This is a genomic window from Fortiea contorta PCC 7126, from assembly GCF_000332295.1.
Taxonomy (GTDB): Bacteria; Cyanobacteriota; Cyanobacteriia; order Cyanobacteriales; family Nostocaceae; genus Fortiea; species Fortiea contorta.
In genome coordinates this window covers 5,120,332-5,141,950 of the sequence record NZ_KB235930.1, presented here as the reverse complement: position 1 = coordinate 5,141,950, position 21,619 = coordinate 5,120,332, and the positions used below count along the sequence as shown (strand labels likewise).

Annotated in this window: 15 protein-coding genes; 7 read left to right on the top strand and 8 right to left on the bottom strand. The window is 44.2% G+C overall.

Annotated features, from left to right (window positions below; genetic code table 11):
- Positions 1-52: 52 nt before the first annotated feature.
- The gene (gene dusB / locus MIC7126_RS0124010; RefSeq protein WP_017655680.1) at positions 53-1,105 is read left to right on the top strand and encodes a tRNA dihydrouridine synthase DusB; all 1,053 of its coding nucleotides are present in this window, start codon (positions 53-55) and stop codon (positions 1,103-1,105) included.
- 72 nt (positions 1,106-1,177) lie between these two features.
- On the opposite strand, the gene MIC7126_RS0124005 is transcribed toward dusB, so the two are convergent.
- The 3 genes from MIC7126_RS0124005 to MIC7126_RS31430 all read right to left on the bottom strand — a co-directional run bounded on the left by MIC7126_RS0124005 (position 1,178) and on the right by MIC7126_RS31430 (position 7,052).
- Positions 1,178-2,632, bottom strand: a complete 1,455-nt coding sequence (locus MIC7126_RS0124005; protein WP_017655679.1) for an aminotransferase class I/II-fold pyridoxal phosphate-dependent enzyme — start codon at positions 2,630-2,632, stop codon at positions 1,178-1,180.
- Entirely contained in the window at positions 2,633-6,820 is a 4,188-nt protein-coding gene (locus tag MIC7126_RS0124000) for a two-partner secretion domain-containing protein (RefSeq protein WP_017655678.1), read from the bottom strand.
- Positions 6,821-6,902: 82 nt separating this feature from the next.
- On the bottom strand, positions 6,903-7,052 hold the full coding sequence (locus tag MIC7126_RS31430; RefSeq protein WP_017655677.1) for a hypothetical protein: 150 nt from the start codon (positions 7,050-7,052) through the stop codon (positions 6,903-6,905).
- 207 nt (positions 7,053-7,259) lie between these two features.
- Here MIC7126_RS31430 and MIC7126_RS0123990 point away from each other — a divergent pair, with 207 nt between their 5' ends.
- Positions 7,260-8,828 (top strand): alkaline phosphatase D family protein, encoded by a 1,569-nt coding sequence (locus tag MIC7126_RS0123990; protein ID WP_017655676.1) that lies wholly within the window; start codon positions 7,260-7,262, stop codon positions 8,826-8,828.
- Here MIC7126_RS0123990 and MIC7126_RS30785 read toward each other — a convergent pair.
- Positions 8,804-8,971 (bottom strand): hypothetical protein, encoded by a 168-nt coding sequence (locus MIC7126_RS30785; RefSeq protein ID WP_154655965.1) that lies wholly within the window; start codon positions 8,969-8,971, stop codon positions 8,804-8,806. The genes MIC7126_RS0123990 and MIC7126_RS30785 overlap by 25 nt on opposite strands.
- A gap of 38 nt (positions 8,972-9,009) precedes the next feature.
- Here MIC7126_RS30785 and MIC7126_RS31425 point away from each other — a divergent pair, with 38 nt between their 5' ends.
- Positions 9,010-9,180, top strand: a complete 171-nt coding sequence (locus MIC7126_RS31425) for a hypothetical protein (RefSeq protein WP_017655675.1) — start codon at positions 9,010-9,012, stop codon at positions 9,178-9,180.
- A 45-nt stretch (positions 9,181-9,225) separates the two neighbouring features.
- Positions 9,226-10,317, top strand: coding sequence for a redox-regulated ATPase YchF (ychF, locus tag MIC7126_RS0123980; RefSeq protein WP_017655674.1), 1,092 nt, complete (start codon positions 9,226-9,228; stop codon positions 10,315-10,317).
- Positions 10,318-10,364: 47 nt separating this feature from the next.
- Here ychF and MIC7126_RS0123975 read toward each other — a convergent pair whose 3' ends face one another.
- From MIC7126_RS0123975 to MIC7126_RS0123965, 3 genes are all read right to left on the bottom strand, one after another.
- Positions 10,365-11,291, bottom strand: a complete 927-nt coding sequence (locus tag MIC7126_RS0123975) for a hypothetical protein (RefSeq protein WP_017655673.1) — start codon at positions 11,289-11,291, stop codon at positions 10,365-10,367.
- A 242-nt stretch (positions 11,292-11,533) separates the two neighbouring features.
- Entirely contained in the window at positions 11,534-12,388 is an 855-nt protein-coding gene (locus tag MIC7126_RS0123970; protein ID WP_026100493.1) for an MBL fold metallo-hydrolase, read from the bottom strand.
- A gap of 368 nt (positions 12,389-12,756) precedes the next feature.
- Positions 12,757-15,504: an HAD-IC family P-type ATPase gene (locus MIC7126_RS0123965; protein ID WP_017655671.1), complete on the bottom strand. Its 2,748-nt coding sequence runs from the start codon at positions 15,502-15,504 to the stop codon at positions 12,757-12,759.
- 115 nt (positions 15,505-15,619) lie between these two features.
- On the opposite strand from MIC7126_RS0123965, the gene MIC7126_RS0123960 reads away from it, so the two are divergent.
- Both MIC7126_RS0123960 and MIC7126_RS0123955 read left to right on the top strand, forming a co-directional pair.
- Positions 15,620-16,732 (top strand): ATP-binding protein, encoded by a 1,113-nt coding sequence (locus MIC7126_RS0123960; RefSeq protein ID WP_017655670.1) that lies wholly within the window; start codon positions 15,620-15,622, stop codon positions 16,730-16,732.
- A 206-nt stretch (positions 16,733-16,938) separates the two neighbouring features.
- The gene (locus MIC7126_RS0123955; RefSeq protein ID WP_017655669.1) at positions 16,939-17,952 is read left to right on the top strand and encodes a zinc-dependent alcohol dehydrogenase family protein; all 1,014 of its coding nucleotides are present in this window, start codon (positions 16,939-16,941) and stop codon (positions 17,950-17,952) included.
- Positions 17,953-17,988: 36 nt separating this feature from the next.
- On the opposite strand, the gene MIC7126_RS0123950 is transcribed toward MIC7126_RS0123955, so the two are convergent.
- Positions 17,989-18,372, bottom strand: coding sequence for an alr0857 family protein (locus tag MIC7126_RS0123950; RefSeq protein ID WP_238553680.1), 384 nt, complete (start codon positions 18,370-18,372; stop codon positions 17,989-17,991).
- A gap of 244 nt (positions 18,373-18,616) precedes the next feature.
- On the opposite strand from MIC7126_RS0123950, the gene MIC7126_RS0123945 reads away from it, so the two are divergent.
- Positions 18,617-21,502, top strand: a complete 2,886-nt coding sequence (locus tag MIC7126_RS0123945; RefSeq protein ID WP_017655667.1) for an NACHT domain-containing protein — start codon at positions 18,617-18,619, stop codon at positions 21,500-21,502.
- Positions 21,503-21,619 lie beyond the last annotated feature (117 nt).

The window sequence follows — 21,619 nt, the reverse complement described above, 5'->3', positions numbered from 1 at the left end:
CTTCATCCTTCATCCTTCATCCTTCATACTTCATCCTTCATACTTTGTGCGTATGCTGACTCTATCTCCCACCCTCCAAGCTAGACTTTCCCAACCCCTGAAAATCGGTACATTTGCAGTCAAAAGCCGGGTTTTGCAATCCCCTTTATCTGGAGTAACAGATATGGTGTTTCGCCGTTTGGTGCGTCGCTACGCTCCCGACTCGATGCTCTACACAGAAATGGTGAACGCCACAGGGTTGCATTATGTCAAGCAATTACCGAAAATCATGGAGGTAGACCCCAACGAACGACCAATTAGCATCCAGTTATTTGACTGTCGTCCCGATTTCCTCGCGGAAGCAGCAGTCAAAGCAGTTGCAGAAGGTGCGGACACCGTGGATATTAATATGGGGTGTCCGGTAAATAAAATTACTAAAAATGGTGGTGGTTCTTCCCTACTGCGTCAACCAGAAGTAGCTGAGGCTATTGTAAAAGAGGTTGTCAAGGCTGTAGATGTCCCTGTAACAGTAAAAACCCGTATTGGCTGGAACGATCAAGAAATTACGATTCTTGATTTTGCCAAGCGGATGGAAGATGCAGGAGCAAAAATGATTACGGTGCATGGACGCACCCGCGCTCAGGGGTATAATGGCAATGCTCGCTGGGAATGGATTGCTCGCGTCAAGGAAATTCTGACTATTCCAGTCATTGGTAATGGAGATATCTTCTCAGTAGCAGCAGCGGTGAAATGTTTAGAACAAACTGGTGCTGATGGGGTGATGTGTTCTCGCGGAACTTTAGGCTATCCGTTTTTAGTGGGAGAAGTTGACCATTTCTTGAAAACTGGAGAACTTTTAGCACCACCTACCCCAATTCAGCGGTTGGAATGCGCGCGGGAACATTTACAAGCTTTATGGGAGTATAAAGGCGATCGCGGTGTCCGTCAAGCCCGCAAGCACATGACTTGGTACGCTAAGGGTTTCGTCGGTGCGGCTGATTTACGGGGTAAGTTAAGTTTAGTTGATGATGTCTCTCAAGGTTTGGATTTGATTGACAGAGCAATTGAGAATTTGGCAAATGGTTATGAGTTGGAGGAGGAGGTGTTGCATTTGCAGATGGTTTGAGGATTTTTTTTAACGCGAAGGAACGCAAAGGGTAATTTCATACTTCATCCTTCATCCTTCATCCTTCATACTTCATTTGACTACTTTGAGAGTTGTTAGGTTGGTGTCGGCGCAACCTGTGATGAATCCTCCTAGTGCTTGAATTTGTTGCAGATATTCTAGGGACTGTTTTGTAATCAGTTCTCCTGGCATTAATAGGGGGATTCCTGGGGGGTAGGGACAAATGATTTCTGCACAAATGCGATCGCTGGTTTTTTCTAGTGGTATGGTTTCTGTAGGACTGAAAAAGGCTTGACGGGGAGAAATTTGCACAGGGATATCCAGCCTAGGAAGATTATCCCATGAAATCGGGGTCTTTTTTTGCGGGGAGATTTGGGAGAGGGTGATGAAGCTTTGGATTAGTTGCTCGATATCTGCAGCGGTGTTACCTAGGCTGATAATGAAGGTGAGGTGTTGGCGGGAGGAAAATTCGGCGGTGACGCCTAGTTTTTGGTCGAGAATTTCTTCGGCTACGAATCCTGTTAAGCCTAAGTCAGAAACGGTGACTGTTAATCGCGTTTGATCAAAGGTGAAAAAACCGGGTGATGGTTGAGGAGTTAAGAAGGGTGTGGATAATTTGGGGATATGATTGATTCTGGTTCTGGCGATGTCTGCAAGTTGCAATGTGCGAGACATTAATTCTTCGCCGTGTAAAGCCATTTGTTGACGTGCGCTGTCGAGGGAGGCTAGCAGGATGTAACTGGGGCTGGTAGACTGGGTTAATTGCAAGGCTTTGGTAATGCGATCGCTATCTATCCTGTTACCTTGAATATGCAGCATTGATGCTTGGGTCATTGCACCCAAGGTTTTATGGCTGGATTGTACTGTTAAATCTGCACCTGCAGTTAAGGCGGGGGTGGGTAATTGGGGATGAAAGGCGAAGTGGGCGCCGTGGGCTTCGTCAACGAGTAAGGGGATATTATATTCATGGGTGATGGAAGCGATCGCCCTTAAATCTCCACAAATACCATAATATGTGGGGTATACTATCAACACAGCTTTGGCGTCGGGATGTTTTTCTAGGGCGCTTTTGACGGCTTCAGGTGTGACGCTATGAGCAATATCTAAAACTGAATCATATTCAGGATGAATAAATATGGGGATAGCGCCGGAGAGAATTAAACCAGCGATCGCTGAAGAATGCACGTTACGCGGTAGAATAATTTTATCTCCGACTCCACAAGTGGCGAGAATCGCTGCTTCAATTCCACAAGTCGAACCATTGACGAGAAACCAAGTTTGTTTAGCGCCAAAGACTTGAGCTGCGAGTTGTTGCGCTGCTTGAATTACGCCTTGGGGTGCGAAAAGATTGTCTAAATCTGCTAACTCAGTTAAATCAGCGCGGAACACAGCTTCACCGAATAACTCTGCTAAAGGTTGAGCAATTCCTTTTCCTTGCTTGTGTCCTGGAGTGTAAAAGGGAGCGTGGAGACGGGACGCATTGGCTTTGAGAGCTGCTAATAAAGGTGCTTGATTTTGAGCGAGCATTTAAGAATTATCCTGACATCCAGATGGTATGTTTTGCAAATGATGGGGTGTGACTGTGGGTACAGCAGCTACAAGTGTCACCTCACCTTTGTCATTAGTTACCCATCCCTGAGCTTCCACAATTACTTCTGGGGTTGGTTGTTGTGTCACCCTCTGTTCATTTTCTTGTGTCCAAGTCACCCAAGGAGTAATTATCGCCCGTCCCCGCAAAACGTCATCAGGACTTAATGGTAAACCACCGCGTCCGGTGCTCGTAAAGCTGCTATTATTCTTGCGGGCTGCACAGACATTTTGGTTAATTAAACGAGAAGCATCGACTATATATGTGGGAAAAGCAACTAATCCGTTGTTGGGGTCTGGATCTAGTATATTTAATGTCGCCTGTCCCGTGGCGACAATATCACTTTCTGGTGTTTGCTCCTTGCGAATTTGCGTACCAAAAATTCCTTGAGAACGGACTTGAATATTACTCCCAGGATTGCGTCCAGAGCCAATAGCAATAATGTCACTGTTTTCTTGGGGAACAGCAACTAAGAATTTGGTGTTAATATCCACATTACCGTCAATCCCCGCCGCACCTTCAACTCTGCTAATATTTGATATTAAACCGCCGCGACGTAAAACCATTAAGTCTGCTGAGATGGTAATATTTCCACCTTGACCTGTTTGCGACTCAGCAAACACACCTGTATTTGAACTCTGTCCAATTACGCCATCAATGAAAAATTTATCGGCGGCTCTAATTATAATATCACCAGCGTTTCCTTGATTTAAATTGCTCGTTGTCAGTTGAGCACCGTTCGTTAGTGTGAGATTATTGGTATTAATCTCAATAGTTCCACCGTTCCCTACTGCATCCTTGGCTATGGAACTAGAAGCACCACTGGTATTAGTAGAATTTCTGCCATCAAATATGGCATCAAGTGTAGTAATTTTGATATTTCCAGCATTACCTTGACCAAAATTGCTCGTTGTCAGTTGAGCACCATTTTTCACGGAAACTGACTGAGAATTAATGGTGATATTTCCACTGTTCCCCACTGCATCGGGAAAAATAGTATTACTATTCCCACGAGGTGTAACAGTAATTTTAGGAGTTTTTTCCTGGTTATTAATTGTAACTATTGGTGCTGCGGTAGAACCTACATTACTAGATACAGCAACGATACCATCAAGTACTATATAATCTGCAAACAATTCTATATTACCAGCATTGCCATTATTTATACTACTAGCCATTATCCTAGTAGCCAAGGAATTAGGATTATCTCCAGGCTCTTTAAGAACTAATTCTTTAACATCAATTTTAATATCTCCACCTTTTCCTGTACCCTGAGTCTCAGTAATAATTCCCGAATTTTTTATCTCAAATTTACCCCCTGCAATTATGTCGATGATGCCACTATTTCCCGCACCAGATGAGGTAGTATATAGACTACCTTTACTCAGAATAAATGAGTTTTTCGCATCAATTTTAATATCTCCTCCTGGTTGGAGGCTATCTGACTTACTAATAATTTCTGCATTTTCTATCTGAAAATTTCCTGCATTGACTTTGATTGTACCACTACCGCCGATACCAGATGCGATCGCTCTGATTCCACCCCCATTTTCAATATTAAATAAATTTTCTATCTGAATGTTGATATCGCCACCTGCTCCTCTATTCCTAGCTTCACTAATAATTCCCGCACTGAAAATATTAAAATTCCCTGCATTGATATTAATTTTTCCTCCATTCCCCACATCAGATGAGTTTGTATATATAGCACTTGTTTGAAGATTAAATTGGTCTTTCACATTAATATTAATATCTCCGCCTGCTCCTGTACTCAGCGTCTCACTAATAATTCCTTCCGCACTCACAATATTAAAATTACCAGCGCTGATGTTAATTTTTCCTCCATTTCCCGCACCAGATGAGCCAGCATTTATAGAACCACCCTGAAGATTAAATTGGTCTTTCACATTAATATTAATATCTCCAGCGTTACCTTGATTAGTGGCGATCGCATTGATTCCTGCTCCTCCTTCAATATCAAAGGAATTGGCTTGAATCTTGATTTTTCCGCCATTACCAGTGCCATCTGATGTGTTAGTTATAAACGTGTTTATGAGGATAAAAGAGTCTGTAACATTAATATCAATTTCTCCAGCTTGGGCTGTATTTGTAGTGTTAGTAGAAATTGGTGAGCTTTCTAGGTGTAATTTATTGACATTAATGTTAATTTTCCCTCCATTACCTGTACCCGCTGAATTAGCACTAATACCTCCCGCGTTTATAATACGAAAATCACCTGCACTGATGTTGATTATTCCACCATTTCCCGCACCAGATGAGCCAGCATTTATAGCACCACCCTGAAGATTAAATTGGTCTTTCACATGAATATTAATATCTCCAGCGTTACCTTGATCAGTGGCGATCGCATTGATTCCTCCTCCTCCTTCAATATTCAAGGAATTGGCTTGAATCGTCACTTTTCCTGCACTACCAGTGCCATCTGATATATTATTGACGATTGCACTTTTGAGAGTGAAATCACCAGCGACATTAATCTCTAGTTCTCCGGCTTTACCTGTGTTAGTCGTGTTTGTAGAAACTTCCCCTCCATCTGTTATTTCTAATCTCTTAGTATTAATGCTAATTTTTCCTCCATTTCCCGTCCCCTCTGATTTAGCAATTATACTTGCGGCATTGAGGGTTATCTGATCAATATTCAAGGTAATGTCTCCACCATCACCTGTGCTATCTTTTTGCGTACCATTACCAATACCTGCATATGTGAGTTGCAGAGTGTCAGCAGTGATGTTGACTTTTCCAGCATCGCCTGTACTCCTAGTGAAGACTGTTGACCCAATACCACTGAAATTGATGATCAATTCACCAACTTTGATCGTCGTGTCTCCGCCATTACCCGCATCAAAAACATTAGCACCAGTACCACCTCCATAGCTAATCTGCAAAGATTTAGCATTGATATTGATGTTTCCGCCATGACCCACACCAAAGCTATTACTTCTGATTGGACTTTGATTAGTCCCAATAGAATCAGCTTTGAAGGTAACATCTCCAGCTTTTCCCGCACCTAATGCTGTGGAATACGTTTCTGTAAATGCTGCAGTGCTATTTTCAAATTTAATATTTTTAGCGTCAAATAGAATTGCTCCACCATTACCCGCACCAAATGTAGAAGCAGCAAGACTTGACTGGTTGATATCGATAGAGTCACCAACAATGCTGATTCCTTTCCCATTTTGACCACCTGTTGTATCTGCTCTGACGATAGACTCAGAAGCGAAACGAATGTCTTTACCTGTGAGCGCTATTTCCCCTCCGCCAATTCCTGTAGTCCCAATCCAGCTTTTGTTGGCAATTTGGATGTCTGCGAAAGGGTCGCTCTCCACCTTCCCACCTGTTGTAACTTGCTGCAGGTTAACACTACCATTGCTACCCGCACCAAAAATTTCTACTCTCCCTCCAGGTGCTTTCAAAATCGCACCGTCAAGCGAGACGCTTCCTCCCACCAGTGCTAGGGTTTTTCCCTCTCGCACCTGCAAACCGGGATTTTGCGTATCTAGAAACAGACCAGGTTGATTGGCATTAATTCGGTCAACAATATCTGCTTGATAATTATATTCATGCCCCACGCCTCGGACTGTGATACCTTGGGGGTTGCTGCCAAATTGCAATCCCAAAGGAACACTGATTGTTAACAAAGGGGAAGCGTTGTCAGCAACTCGATATTCTGTCCCATCTGCAAATTTGATAATATTAGCAGTACTGGCAATAAACGAGCCGCCGATATCCAAGCGTGCATTTTGTCCAAATACAATCCCGTTGGGGTTAATTAAAAATAGGTTAGCTGTGCCGTTGGCGCGAATCAAGCCATCAATATCAGAACGTGACCCACCCGTAACTCTGCTGATAATATTTTGAATATCTGCGGTGTTTTGAAAGAAAGCTGTGTTCCCTGTAGGGATAGAAAACTCGCGGAAACTGTGAAATAAATTAGTTCCCGCTTGCGTTCCACCAGTAATATTTGTCGTGTTGCCTATGGTATCAACTTGAGTAGCGGTCGGTAAACTTGTATCCGGAGTGATTTGAGCGATCGCCCAATTTGGCGCCAAACTGCTTCCACAAATTATGACAATTCCCAACACCCAACCACAACTGTTTGTAGACATACACTTTCTGACTACAGGAAACGAAATTTGCACGGAGATATCCAGCCTGATGACATCTTCCCATAAAATGACCCTCCTTTTTTCACCGAGCAATCGGTAAACCCACACCCCCCACACTCCCCACACTCCCCACACTCCCCACACTCCCCACACTCCCCACACTCCCCACACTCCCCACACTCCCCACACCTCCCCACACTCCCCACACCTCCCCATCCCCCCATCCCCCCATCACCCCATTCCCTGCAATAAATATAAGGGCGAACAGCCGTACTCCGAAACGGAGAAGCAAGCTACGCCCCTACCAACCCCACCACCCCATTCCCTGCAATAAATATTCTGTTTTTTTAACACTACCTTAATCGCCGCTTGAATGCAGGTTGATAGCTTGGCTGCGCTCGGAAACGGGCTGTCAAAGTAAATCGACTAGGGGTGAATGATGAAATTTCCACAAAACGGCTCATTATTAAACCATTGGAAACGGCGGGATTTCCTCATCGGTGCGGGATTCGCCACAGGTTTAGCAGTTACCAGTCAATGGAGTCCCGCGATCGCCAGACCGAGATTTTCTGATTATCCGTTCCGTCTTGGTGTTGCATCCGGCGACCCTCTCCCAGATGGCGTTGTTTTATGGACAAGACTAGCTCCCAATCCTCTTAATGGTGGAGGAATGCCACCAGAAAATATTGTAGTGCGGTGGGAAGTCGCCCTTGATGAAAAAATGAGAAGAGTTGTGCAAAAAGGGAGAACTTTAGCAACCCCAGACCTAGCGCACTCAGTACACGTTGACGTGCGAGGGCTGAATCCTGATCGTTGGTATTGGTATCAATTTAGAGTGGGTAATGAAGTTAGTCCCATCGGTAGAACTCGCACCGCACCCTCATTCCGTAGAACCGCACAACAACTCAACTTTGCCTTTGTTTCCTGTCAAGACTGGCAAAACGGCTACTACACAGCTTACCAGCATTTAGCAGAAGAAGACCTTGACCTAGTAGTGCATGTCGGTGATTATATTTACGAATATGGCCCGCAAACTACAGGGCCGCGCCAGCACAACAGCCCAGAAATCGTTACCCTCGCCGACTACCGCAACCGTTACGCTTTGTATAAAACTGACGCCAATCTCCAAGCTGCTCACGCAGCGTTCCCCTGGATTGTCACTTGGGATGATCATGAAGTAGAGAACAACTACGCTAACCTGACACCAGAAGAGAACCAAAGCCCAGAAGCATTTGTAGCACGGCGTGCCAATGCTTATCAAGCATACTACGAACACATGCCCTTGCGTGCGTCTTCCCTGCCCAACGGCCCAGATATGCAACTTTATCGGCGGTTGACCTTCGGTAACTTAGCTGAATTCCACGTGTTAGATACCCGTCAATATCGCACAGTTCAACCTTGTGACGACGGACTCAAACCCCGGTGTCCCGCAGCCTTAGATGAAAATGCGACCATGACCGGGACAGAACAAGAACAGTGGTTATTCCAAGGATTAGACAAATCGCGATCGCGCTGGAATGTAATTGCTCAACAAACCATGCTGGCTCAATTTGATTTTGATCCTCGCCCAGAAGTAGCAGTATTCAACATGGATCAATGGGATGGTTACGTAGCTGCGCGGAATCGGCTATTAAACTTTCTCCAACACCGTCAACCATCCAACCCTGTAGTCATCACTGGCGATATCCACTCCAGTTGGGTACACGACCTCAAAGCCGACTTTGACAACCCAGCCTCCGCTACAGTAGGGACAGAGTTTATTTGTACCTCAATTTCCTCTGACTTCCCCTCCCAATTTATCGCCCCAGTCCAAGCTGCGCTTTCAGCCAACCCCCACACAAAATTCTTTGATGGCGCCTTTCGAGGTTATGTCCGCTGTCGTCTCACCCCCCAACGTTGGCAAAGCGATTTCCGCATTGTCTCGACTATCACCAACCGTAATGCTTCCATCAGTACCCTAGCTTCCTTTGTAGTAGAAAACGGTCAACCGGGCGCACAGCGAGCGTAGTCAGTAAGGTGGGGGATGGGGAGGTGGGGAGGTGGGGAGATGGGGAGATGGGGAGTGTGGGGGGGGTGGGGAGTGTGGGGAGAAAAAAAATAACGCCAAAAGTTATAATCTTTCAGAGAGATGTCAACAATCGCAGTTGTCATCTACGTTGGGAAAGTCGAATAACTTCAAGAACCTGACCATGACTTATCCTTTTTCCATCTCCATTCCCGAACCCCAAATACCCACACCTCAACCCAACCCCCTACCACCAACTGAACCCACACCAGAACCAATTCCCCAAACAGTTCCCGCACCGATTCCCCAAACAGTCCCCGCACCGATTCCCCAAACCATACCGGCACCTGTTTGAATTATCTTAGTAGTCTAATCTAAAATCTCCCACCTCCAATCCAAAATGCTAAGAGCCGGAATTGTCGGACTTCCCAACGTCGGAAAATCCACCTTATTTAACGCTGTAGTGGCTAACGCTAAGGCTGAAGCCGCTAATTTTCCTTTTTGCACCATTGAACCGAATGTCGGCGTTGTCGCAGTCCCCGATGACAGGCTAAATGTGCTCTCAAAAATTGCCAACTCCGAGCAAATTGTCCCCGCGCGGGTGGAATTTGTCGATATTGCTGGTTTAGTCAAGGGTGCGAGTCAAGGTGAAGGACTGGGTAATCAATTTCTTTCGCATATTCGGGAAGTTGATGCGATCGTCCATGTGGTGCGTTGTTTTGAAAATGATGATATCATCCATGTTGCTGGTTCTGTTGACCCAGCGCGAGATATTGAAATCATTAATTTGGAACTCGGTTTATCAGATTTATTCCAAATCGAAAGACGCATTGATCGCACTCGCAAACAAGCACGCACCAGTAAAGATGCACAGTTTGAAATCACCGTTTTGGAAAAATTAGCTGCGGCTTTAAATGAAGGAAAATCAGTTCGTCAGGTGAGTTTAAATGAAGAAGAATCAGCCATTATTAAAGGCTTAGGATTACTCACCAACAAACCGATTATCTACGCCGCTAATGTATCTGAAGACGACCTAGCCACAGGTAATGATTTTGTTGAACAAGTACGCCAAGTTGCATCTCAAGAAAATGCTCAAGTGGTGATTGTTTCTGCTCAAGTTGAAGCGGAATTAGTGGAGTTACCAGAAGAGGATAAAGCAGATTTTCTCGCTTCTTTAGGTGTAGAAGAAGGCGGTTTAAAATCATTAATTCGCGCTACCTATGCACTCTTAGGTTTGCGGACATATTTCACCAGCGGCCCTAAAGAAACCCGCGCTTGGACAATCAACGCGGGGATGTCTGCGCCCCAAGCTGCGGGTGTAATTCACTCTGATTTTGAGAGGGGATTTATCCGTGCGGAAACTGTTGCTTATGATGCTTTAGTCACCAGCGGTTCGATGAATGGTGCAAAGGAAAAAGGTTTAGTTAGGAGTGAAGGAAAAGAGTATATTGTCCAAGAAGGAGACGTGATGTTGTTCAGGTTTAATGTGTAATTAATAATGAGATCCCCGATTTTTTGAAGAAATCGGGGATCTAACACCTACGCTTCACCCATCACATACACATAGGAACCTAAATTTTCATCGTCAGTACCCAAAATTACACCACCTCCAGCACCTGGAACGAGTTCTAGAGCTTCTATTTTGTGAGCATTTGAACGGTATAGAGGTACGAGTTGAGAATTTTGTTGCAGCGCTAATTTGTTATTACGAAATCCCACATAACCAGCAACATACACAGCAGATTTAAATGGCCCGTCATTACCATCATCGCTAGCAGCACTGATAAAAATAACTCCAGTTTCATCTACTTTCAAATCAGAAATATGACGTACATTACCTGATGGAAATGGTACGGTTAAATTAGCAGAATTTACTTGAGTTATTTTGGCTTTATCTAAATCTAGGATTCCCCAATAAATAATTGCTGGTTGTTTTCCCTCACCCCGATGTGCCCAAACCGCAACTAATTTATTATCGATATTTTGCAGTGAAAATGCTTCAAAATTACTACCTTGAGGAATTTTTGGTAAATCGAATTTTTGCAAAACTAAAATATTATTAGATGCAATTAACTTAATTTCATAAGCATTTCCAGCACTGGTTACAGCTATAAAACTTTTTTTTCCGGGAACAGGTGTTAAGGCTTCTAAATCAATCGGTAATTCTGCATTATTTTGCCATTTCACAGGAGAATATTTAAGTGACTGTTTACCCTGTAATTGAATGATTGCTAGACGTTCCTCATCCTTTTTTTTATTGTCATGAACAATCAAAAAATCTAGAGAATTATTCTTTTGTTCCACCAGTGCCATTCCGCTAATACCATAAAGGATACCACCCCGCACAGGTCGCCATTCCTGCGCTTTTACCTCCTGCGGTATGTGTAATCCTGCAAAGATAATGATGCTGATGATGAAGAGGAGAAAAAAACGAGGTGTGTTTTTTAGCACCACTGGTAAGTACATAAGTGAGTAGCAGTAGAGTAATTGTGACGGATAATACTCTACCATACCTGGAATGAGCGATCGCTTGATTACCAATTTCAAACCCACGTAGGTGAATTATCTTGCTCTAATACCATTTCACGAAATTTTTGATACACATCACTTTTCTTGCCCATCTGTATCAATCTTAAAGTGAAACGGTATAAGCCACCTCCGGCGTCTGTGTAAACCCGATTTCCAATCACCCAGAAAGTATAGCTCTTTTAAATTGAGTTCACATGTAAATGCGAATTATCTTGTTCTGCAAACTTTTTGAACTCGATAGCATCATGGCTGCAAAAGAGGCGTACTTCACTACTGTGATCAACTGATAATGCCCGCAGCTTTTCTTGATTGTATAATCTAGCGTTACGGTCTACTTCCATCATCCATTGGTAGAAACGCAGCCCAGGTGTACACCGTCGTTGATCAGAGCCAATCTCATGTCGGTAAAAATAAGCATCGCCTGCATGTAAAAGCCAGCCTTGGGATGTCTCAATGGCGATACCTGCATGACCCCGTGTATGACCAACCAGTGGTACGAGAAGAATTTCAGGCGGTAGTCCTTCGAGATTACGTACTGCTTCAAAGCCGAACCAAGGTTCACCATCGGCTGAATAATACTTCCAGTGTTTTACTTCGTCCCAGTGGCCAGGACGATAACGCTGCGATGATATCAAGCCCTGGCGTTCTTGCGCTGCTTCAAACTCACTAAGCATTACATGTACAGTTGCTTGCGGAAAATCTTCTAAACCACCTGCATGATCAAAATCAAGATGAGTAAGTACTATGTGACGTACATCCTGTGGATTAAAACCGAGTCGCTTAATAGCTGCAACTGCTGTGTATTTTTCTTCAAACTTAATCCGATTTAAATTGATAAAGAAAGGGCTGAGTCTTGATAATGATGCATTTATATCACGCAGACCAAAACCTGTATCAACGAGAACGAGTCCCTGATTTGTTTCCACAAGCAGACAGTGACAAACGAGAGAAGCTGTTAGCCCGCGACTAAAACCGTCAAAAAGTGCCCCACCAATTGGGCACATGCAACCGCAATTGAGATGATGAATACGCATGAGTGATCTTAGTTAACATCAATCTCTTTTAAAGACGAAAAAACATAGACAATCATCACACTTAAGAATGAATAAATTTAGTACTTTAATTTTCAATGTTTTATATTTTTGTATTTATTAAAACCAGTTAAGGGACTTCCAACAAATAAAATATACAGTAGTGGTGTGACCAAGCTAAAATATTGCACTCTTATTTTTATTTTTGTAGGGTCTGTTAACGAAGTAACGCACCGTCTTGACCTCCGCAGGCGGTGCGTTAGGCGTAGCCGTAACGCACCCTACTAATGCACTATTTAAGGCTAGACACGCCACTACAAATTGAACTTCACATGAAAAAAAATAGGTGGGCATTATTGCCCACCCCACAATCAATTTGGTGGATCGAAACGATTGACAAAGGTCGCCCACAAAATCATTGGTGAACCGACACCCAAGCAGAATAACCACTGTTGCCAACTTAAAGGTGCTGTCTCAAATACCTGATTAATTAACGGCACATGGGCAAAAATGATTTGTAAAATAATCGCCCCAACAATCCCAAATCCAATAGCGGGAATATCAACATTTTCTTTAATTGTGCCGTCCATTTTGGCGATGAGGTTGGGAATTAATTGACTAATACTCAATAAATAGAATATCCGTCCAGCAATTAAAGAGTTAATCGACATTGTTCGTGCTAAATCTATATTTCCTGTGGTTTGGCGAATATATTCAAACACACCAAATATCACAATCCAGTTAAACAGAGAAATTGCTAAAATGCGCTGAATTCTACTTTTAGAAAGTAATGGTTCATTGGGATGACGCGGTGGTTGTTCCATCACCTTTTCTGCTTTCGGTTCAAAAGCTAAAGGTACTGTCATAGTGATGGAGTTGAGCATATTCAGCCAGAGAACTTGTAAAGATAAAATCGGTAAATCTCTGGCAAATAATGTACTAATCAAAATCGTCATTGATTCCCCACCATTCACAGGCAAAATAAAACAAATCGCCTTTAACAGGTTTTTATAAACTGCTCGCCCTTCTTCTACAGCGGCGCGAATGGAGGCAAAATTATCATCAGTCAGCAGCATATCTGCGGCTTCTTTCGCAACTTCGGTACCCGCTCCACCCATAGCAATACCGATGTCTGCTTGTTTGAGAGCCGGCGCATCGTTGACGCCATCTCCCGTCATGGCCACGACTTCGCCTTTTGATTGCAAAGCTTCGACTAAACGCAGTTTCTGTTCTGGAGCGACACGGGCGAATACTACCCCCTCTTCGGCTACTTGCGCGAGTTCGGTTTTATCCATGTGCGCCAAGTCTGCGCCGGTGAACGCCAATACTGAACCGTTTTTGTGGATACCCATGCGACGAGCGATCGCCTGCGCTGTGATAGCATGATCTCCAGTGATCATCTTCACCTGAATTCCCGCTTTATGACAGGCTTCCACGGCTTTAATGGCACTTTCACGAGGCGGATCAATCATCCCCTGTAAACCTAGGAAAACTAACCCCTCAGCTATGTCTGCATGATCCACTGTATTTTGTCCACTATTGATAGATTTTTTTGCTAAAGCTAATACCCGCAAGCCCTGCCGTGCCATAATATTTACTTCCCGCTCGATGGATGTTTGCTGGAGAGTTTCTACACAATCGAGGGGACGAGGTTTGCCGTTGGCATTCAGCATCAAGTTACAGCGTTTGAGAATTGCTTCTACTGAACCCTTAACATAAATAATTTTACCTTTGGGTGTGGCGTGTAAGGTTGCCATGTATTGAAAATCAGACTCAAAAGGAATGCCATCTAATCTCGGCATTTCTGCAATCAGACTAGCTTGACTCAAACCCGCTTTCTCGGCTGAGGCGATTAATGCACCTTCGGTGGGATCTCCCATCACCACCCATTGACCATTTTTCCTCTCTAAGCTGGAATCGTTACATAATAAGCCTGCGACCAAGCATTCTTGTAAACCTTTGGCATTGTCTAAATTAACTGGTTTCTCATCTATTAAAATTTCCCCTGTCGGCGCGTAACCAATACCGCTGACTGTATACTGATGTCCTCCAGTATAAATTGCCTGGACTGTCATTTGATTTTCCGTTAAAGTCCCGGTTTTATCGGAACAAATCACAGTTGCACTCCCCAAGGTTTCAACCGCTGGTAGTTTGCGGATAATGGCGTGGCGTCGCGCCATGCGGGAAACACCAATAGCTAATGTAACTGTTACTACCGCTGGTAGACCTTCGGGAATGGCGCTGACGGTTAAAGTTACCGCTGCTTCTAAAGCATCTGGAAAACTGCGAGAGCCTAACCCCACCACAAAGCAGAGTGTGGCTAATCCTAAGACCATATACAGCCAATTTTGGCTGAATTTATCAAATTTCCGAGTTAATGGTGTGGAAAGATCCGTGTGTTGCTCCATTAATTGGGAAATCCGCCCGGTTTCCGTGGTGTTACCTGTCGCCACAACAACACCAGTACCTTGGCCGAAGGTAACAAAGCCACCCGCGTAAGCCATGTTTTTTCGTTCTGCTAAAGCCGCGTCTGCTCGCAAAGTTGCGGTATTTTTTTCGACAGCGACAGATTCGCCTGTGAGAGCAGATTCATCAATTTGTAGATTTTTTACTTGAAGTAACCGTAAATCTGCGGGGACTTTATCGCCAGAAGTTAGAAAAACAATATCACCAGGAACTAACTCCCCAGAAGGGATGCGTAATTTTTGACCATCGCGGATGACTGTTGCTTCAGTGGTGATGGCTTTGGCTAAAGCCGCGATCGCCCCCTCGGCTTTTGACTCTTGAATAAATCCAATCAGGGCGTTGGTGGTGGTAACTCCCCAAATCACCCCTGCATTAACAAGGCTACCAGTCAGAGCCTTGACTAAACCTGCACACAGCAAAATAATCAACAGCGGCTGATTAAATTGCAACAGAAATTTTAACCACCAAGGTTTACTTTTCTTTGCAGTTAGTTCATTCGCCCCTACTTCATTTAACCGCCGTTTCGCCGTCGCTGCACTCAAACCATATTCGCCATCACTTTGCAAACAGGCGATCGCTTCGGAAATCTCCAGGTTATGCCAAACTGTCAACTGCTGATTTTCTGGTGCAATGGTAGATGCAGAGGCAACCATATCTATTACCTTTTTAAAGTGTTGATATTATTTAAGCACGATTTTTTAGTGTTAAAATTAAATAAGCACTATTAATATTTGATACAAATCATAGTTAATTCCAATGGAAGTAAGTATGCTGACCTTAACAACAAACGATCAAAGGTGGGTGGGTTTGAATTTTTCTACTCCTGTGCAATTAATTGGGCGATCGGCAGAGTTTGAGCACATAGTCGAAGTCCTCGCCCAGGATGGTGATTTATTGATTACCGGCGTTCCTGGGAGTGGACGACGTACCCTAGTGCGAAACGCCGCCCAAGAAGCCGGTGCGAGGGTGCTGGAAATAGACTGCATCCGTGCCACCGATGGCAAACGATTTGTGCAATTATTAGCAGCAGAAATCAATCAAAATTGGCACTCAGTCCAACTGCAAAACTGGATAGAGCGCAATGCTTCTGAGTTTTTGAGCTTTGAACCAGAAGGTAAACTCAAACCCTGGCCTAATCTTGGCGAAAATGAGATTTGGCGAACATTTGAAATTTTATTAGACTTGCTGCAGATTATGGCTGTGGCGCTGAATCAGCGGGTAGTGGTGATTTTGCATAGTTTCCCCCACATTCGCTCTTGGGATCGTTATGGTTTGTGGGAGGTGACACTGAGACGAGATATCAAAGCGCAAACTCATGTCAGTTATGTCCTCATTGCCACGATCGCCGAAACTAATTATCAAGATGAGAATAACTATCCTCTGGAAACTTTACAATTACCTCCCCTAGACAGAGACGTTTTAGCACTGTGGGCGCGGGAAGTGTTACATACACAACAACTAAAATTTGATTCTCGCTCCACCGCATTGCAACTATTTTTAGACGCCGTACAGGGACATATTGGCGATGCGATCGCCCTAATTCGCCGTTTGCAAACCTTGTGTCATGCTCAAGAATTAATCACACCAAAGGAGGTAGAGCAAGCAATAACCGAACTACTCAAAGATTTATCCATCACCTTCGAGTCCTTACTCATGCTACTCCCAGCTAATCAAGTCCACCTGCTAGAATCTTTAGCCCTCGACCCCACCGAGAAACCCCAAAGTAAAGAATATATCCAAAAACATGGACTTTCTCGTGGCGGTAGTCTCCAAGGCGCCTTGACTGGATTACAGCATAAAGGTTTAATTTACGGTGCAGAGCAAGGTTATCAACCAGCCTTACCTTTATTTGCTCTATGGTTAAAGCGACGATTGAGCTAAAACTATTGCCATCTGGTCATAGCAATTCCCTCTCAACGTGAAACATATTCAGGATTTGGCGTTGCTGAATCAGAGCATGAAACTCCAAAATTATCTTGATTTTTCTTTGTTCCTTTGCGCCTTTGCGTGAGATAAATTCATATCTCAATCAGCAACGCCAGAATTTAAATCTTCCCTGAAACCAACTCTTGACAAACCAAAATCCCATGAAAGCCTACCAAATTCAAAGCAACGCGGGGATTGAAGCACTGACTTTAGTTGATCGCCCCCAACCCCAGCCCGCAACCGGACAAGTGCTCATTCAAGTCAAAGCCACATCTGTTAACTACCGCGACTTGCTCGTAACTCAGGGAGCTTATGGCGCGGGAATGAAATATCCGCTGATTCCCATGTCTGATGGAGTCGGCGAAGTTGTCGCTGTGGGTGGAGACGTGACACGGGTGAAAATAGGCGATCGCGTCGCCGGAATCTTCTTCCAAGACTGGATTTCTGGCTCTCTCACCAAAGAGAAAATGAAATCAGATTTGGGCGGGGGAATAGACGGAATGTTGGCTGAGTATGTCGTTTTACACGAAGATGGACTAGTAATTATACCACACCATTTATCTTATATAGAAGCGGCAACTTTACCTTGTGCCGCCGTCACAGCTTGGCATGGATTGATTACAAAAGGCAACCTCACCGAAGACCACACCGTCTTATTACTTGGTACTGGTGGTGTTTCGATCTTTGCACTCCAATTCGCCAAAATCCACGGCGCAAAAGTGATTATTACCTCTAGCAGTGACGAGAAATTAGCCAGAGTAAAAGCATTGGGTGCGGACGAAATAATTAACTACAAAACAACACCAGATTGGGAAAAAAAAGTCTACGAATTAACTCAGCGCGCAGGCGTAGATCATGTAGTAGAAGTCGGCGGTACAGGGACTCTCACCAAATCAATGCAAGCCGTCCGCATTGGTGGACGTATTAGTTTAATTGGTGTTCTGTCGGGAAGAGGAGCAGAAATTGACCCCTTGCCCATACTCTTTAAGAGTTTAACATTACAAGGTATTTATGTAGGTAGTCGAAAAATGTTTGAAGTGATGAATCATAAGATTAGCCAACATAAATTAAAGCCAATTATTGATCGAGTTTTCCCATTTGCTGAAGCCAAATCTGCTTATAGTTATTTGCAAAGCGCCGCTCACTTTGGGAAAGTTGTAATTGAGATGAACTGATGTAAATGCACCCACAACCTTGACAAAAAAACCGACCTAAGCGTGACAAAATTCCTCAGACTGGGAGATTTTATACAGCAATAACTCAGCAGCTTTGCTCAGAGAAGTCACAAAAACACCAACTTCACTACGAGCATCAGAAGTTAACCAAATACCTTTGAGCACCACTTCCACTGTTGAGGCGTCACAAGGGCACAATTCAATCATATGTGTGAGAGCTAAAGATTCCAACGCAGCTAAATGTGACAATTTATGCGGTACGAGAAAAGCAGCGGTGCTTGGTTTCATATAAATGTGCGTACCAGCACTCAAAGCCAGAACTACTCTCTGGTTTATCCAACTTTCCCAAGGTTGGTTGATCAGCTCTAAGTTAAAGTTATTCTCGGCGTAGGTGAGTTTTAACATATGGCTAATTGACATCTAATGGTTTTCGGCTTTGCTTCACTGGTATATACGTCCAGACCCAAAGTTATATGCATCTGTGTAGTTAACAGTGAATTCACAGGGTTTTATGTATAAATACAAAATATCCGAGAGAATTTCCCCGAAGCTAGTCAGGTGTTCATCAGGGGCAAAGGCTTGTAAAATCAGGACGGGAGAGTTAGGGGTATTTGTTCAACCTGGGGGATTCCCCGAACTTTGTGCATTTGTGTAAAAATCGCCAATGGCTAGAGCAAGTTATGGCCCGGAAACAAAAAAGCGATCGCGCCGCTTATTAGAGGTATTGTTAGTCTATGCTAACGATGAAATCGTCTGTCGGGATGATTCAATTTTAGAAACCCTGCGTCTCCAAATCCAGACTCGTTGGCAATCGGAAACCCGCTTGGTTGTGAGAACAAAAGTGAGGTTTTTACAACTTTTAACAACTCTAGAAGCGGGTAAAATCCAATTAAACGCCGAGCAAATCAAAGAAGCCTTAAAACGATTTGCGGATTTTTTAGAGATTCTCGAAGATAATCGCCCATCTCGCGCCGGTTCGGAAACTTGGCACTTCACCCTGAAACTGTGGCACAATCGCCAGGAAATAGCAGCCAACTTACAACAATTCGATCAACACTGGGAACATCGTCGCCCCGAAAAATCCAAACAGGTAGCCAGTGAAGACGATCAAGAGCATATCATGCCTTCTGCCCCTGATCTCCCTCAGTGGGAAGAAATTTGTCAAGCCAATTTCGCTAGACAAAATCACCAAAGACTCACCACCAACCCCCTCACCAGCATCGATGGTGTCAGTTTTGAACTCCATCAAGTTTATGTTCCTTTGGGGTTGGTGGAACGCCAACAGCGTCTACAAACAGATTCTCACTTATCTGAGCCAGAAGCAGCGGAAGTCTCACAAATTTTTGCTCACGCGGAATTTATCCAACTGCTACAGCGCCAACAAAGTCGCCGCATCGCCATTATTGGGGAACCAGGCGCCGGCAAAACTACCTTATTACAAAAAATTGCTACATGGGTATTAGCTCACACCGAAGATTTAGTAATTTGGGTGGATTTAGCAGATTTACAAGGTAAAACCATCGCCCAGTACCTGATTCAAGATTGGCTCCCCTCGGCTCTTTGCAAGTTGCGTGTTCCGCCAGAAATAGAAGAAAATTTTTGTGAACAGTTTAACCAAGGGCGGGTTTGGTTAATTTTAGATGCAGTTGATGAAATGGCTCTAGAATCTAGCCAAGCTCTAGGAAAGATTGCGAGTTACCTCCAAGGCTGGGTAGCAGATGCCACAATATTACTTACCTGTCGGTTGAATATTTGGGATGCAGGTAAGAATGCGCTGGAGTCTTTCGACACCTATCGGAACCTGAATTTTACTGACAACGACCCCCACCACGGCTCTAACCAAATCGGGGAGTTTATTCAGCGGTGGTTTCAAAATCATCCCAATTTAGGGGAAAGTTTACAAGCGCAGTTAAACCAAGTCGAACGACGTAGACTCAAGCACGCGGTGCAGAATCCCCTTCGCTTGGCGTTGTTGTGTCGCATTTGGGGACTAGCGCGGGGAAGATTACCCCACACCAAAGCAATGCTATATCAGCAGTTTGTAGAAGCAATTTACGAATGGAAGCAGGATCGTTTTCCCACAACTTCCACCCAGCGACAGCAGTTAAATCAAGCGCTGGGACAATTGGCGCTATTAGCCATAGCTCAAGAAAAAACTAAGTTTCGGTTGCGACACCGTTTTATTTTGGAGGTTTTGGGTAATTGTGATGATGATTTGTGGCAATTAGCCTTACAGTTAGGTTGGCTCAATCAGGTGGGGATATCGGCGACTTGGGGAGAAAAAGTTTATGCTTTTTATCATCCCACTTTTCAAGAATACTTCGCCGCCCAGGCTGTGACTGATTGGCGCTTCTTTTTCAATCACACCTCAGGGAATGAGGATTCCCAATTTTCAGTTCCCAGCTATCGCATTTTTTCATCACAATGGCGGGAAGTGATTCTGTTGTGGTTGGGTAGAGATGATATTTCACAGACAAAGAAGGATGAATTTATCCAGGCTTTAATTGAGTTTACTGATGGTTGCGGTGGCTGTTACGATTATCAAGCTTATTTTCTCGCAGCCCAAGGAATTGCTGAGTTTGCAGATTGTCGCTTGGCTGATAATATTGTTCAGCAGTTGATTAAGTGGCGATTTGGTTATTTTGATGTGCATCAACAAAAGTGGTGGCGATATCCAGCGCCAATTGTTGAGGGTGCGCGGGTCGCCTTGTTGAAAACCGATCGCCCAAAAGCGATCGCTGCTTTTGAGCAATTCATCCAGTCTCATCAAAATGCATTCAATAGCTGGAATGCAGCCTACAGCTTGGGTAAAGTCTTTGATCCAGGTAACAAAATAGCGATCGCTACTCTAGAAACACTCGCCACTACCAGCCGCCAAGAATCAATTCGCTGGCAAGTCGCATATAATCTGGGAAGGGTAGACCCTGGTAATTATACGGCAATTGCCACCTTAATAGAAATTATCACCCACTGCCACCATGAGTCAATCCGTCGTAAAGCTGCTTACAGTTTAGGGAAACTAGACCTGGGAAATGCGATCGCTATCTCCACATTAGAGCAACTCGCCACCTCAGCCACCGACACATCCCAGCGACAACAAGCAGCAGCCAACCTAAAAATGCTTTATTCCCCAGAATCCTTTCAGGTTAACCAACCCCCATCCCTCCCCGCATCTGTGCTCGCTTCCCCTCCCCGGATTTCTTCCCTCGTCCGGGGTATCACCGCTTTTACAGACGAAGACACCAAAAGACGCAGAGCTTATAAATTAGCTCAACTCGACCCCGGAAATTCCGTCGCCTTGACGACTTTATTGCAACTGCTCAAATTTAGCGATCGCCCATCTGTTTGCAAACGAGCCGCAGACCACCTCAAAGAAGTTATCCTCTATGAACAAATACCACAAGCGATCGCCTCACTTCAAGATTACTTTGAGCACCATCACCCATCGATATTAGAACAACACCACGACTGCTATAAACTGCTCTGGCACTGTGCAGAAACTATAGAATACCCCGAATTTTACCAAATTTGGCATCACATTTATCTTTAATTCATGTCCTAACCTATGTGGCTAAGGCTATACGAGCTTCTTTATTTCATCCTTCATACTTCATACTTCATACTTCATCCTTCATCCTTCATCCTTCATCCTTCAAAGCAACAGCCC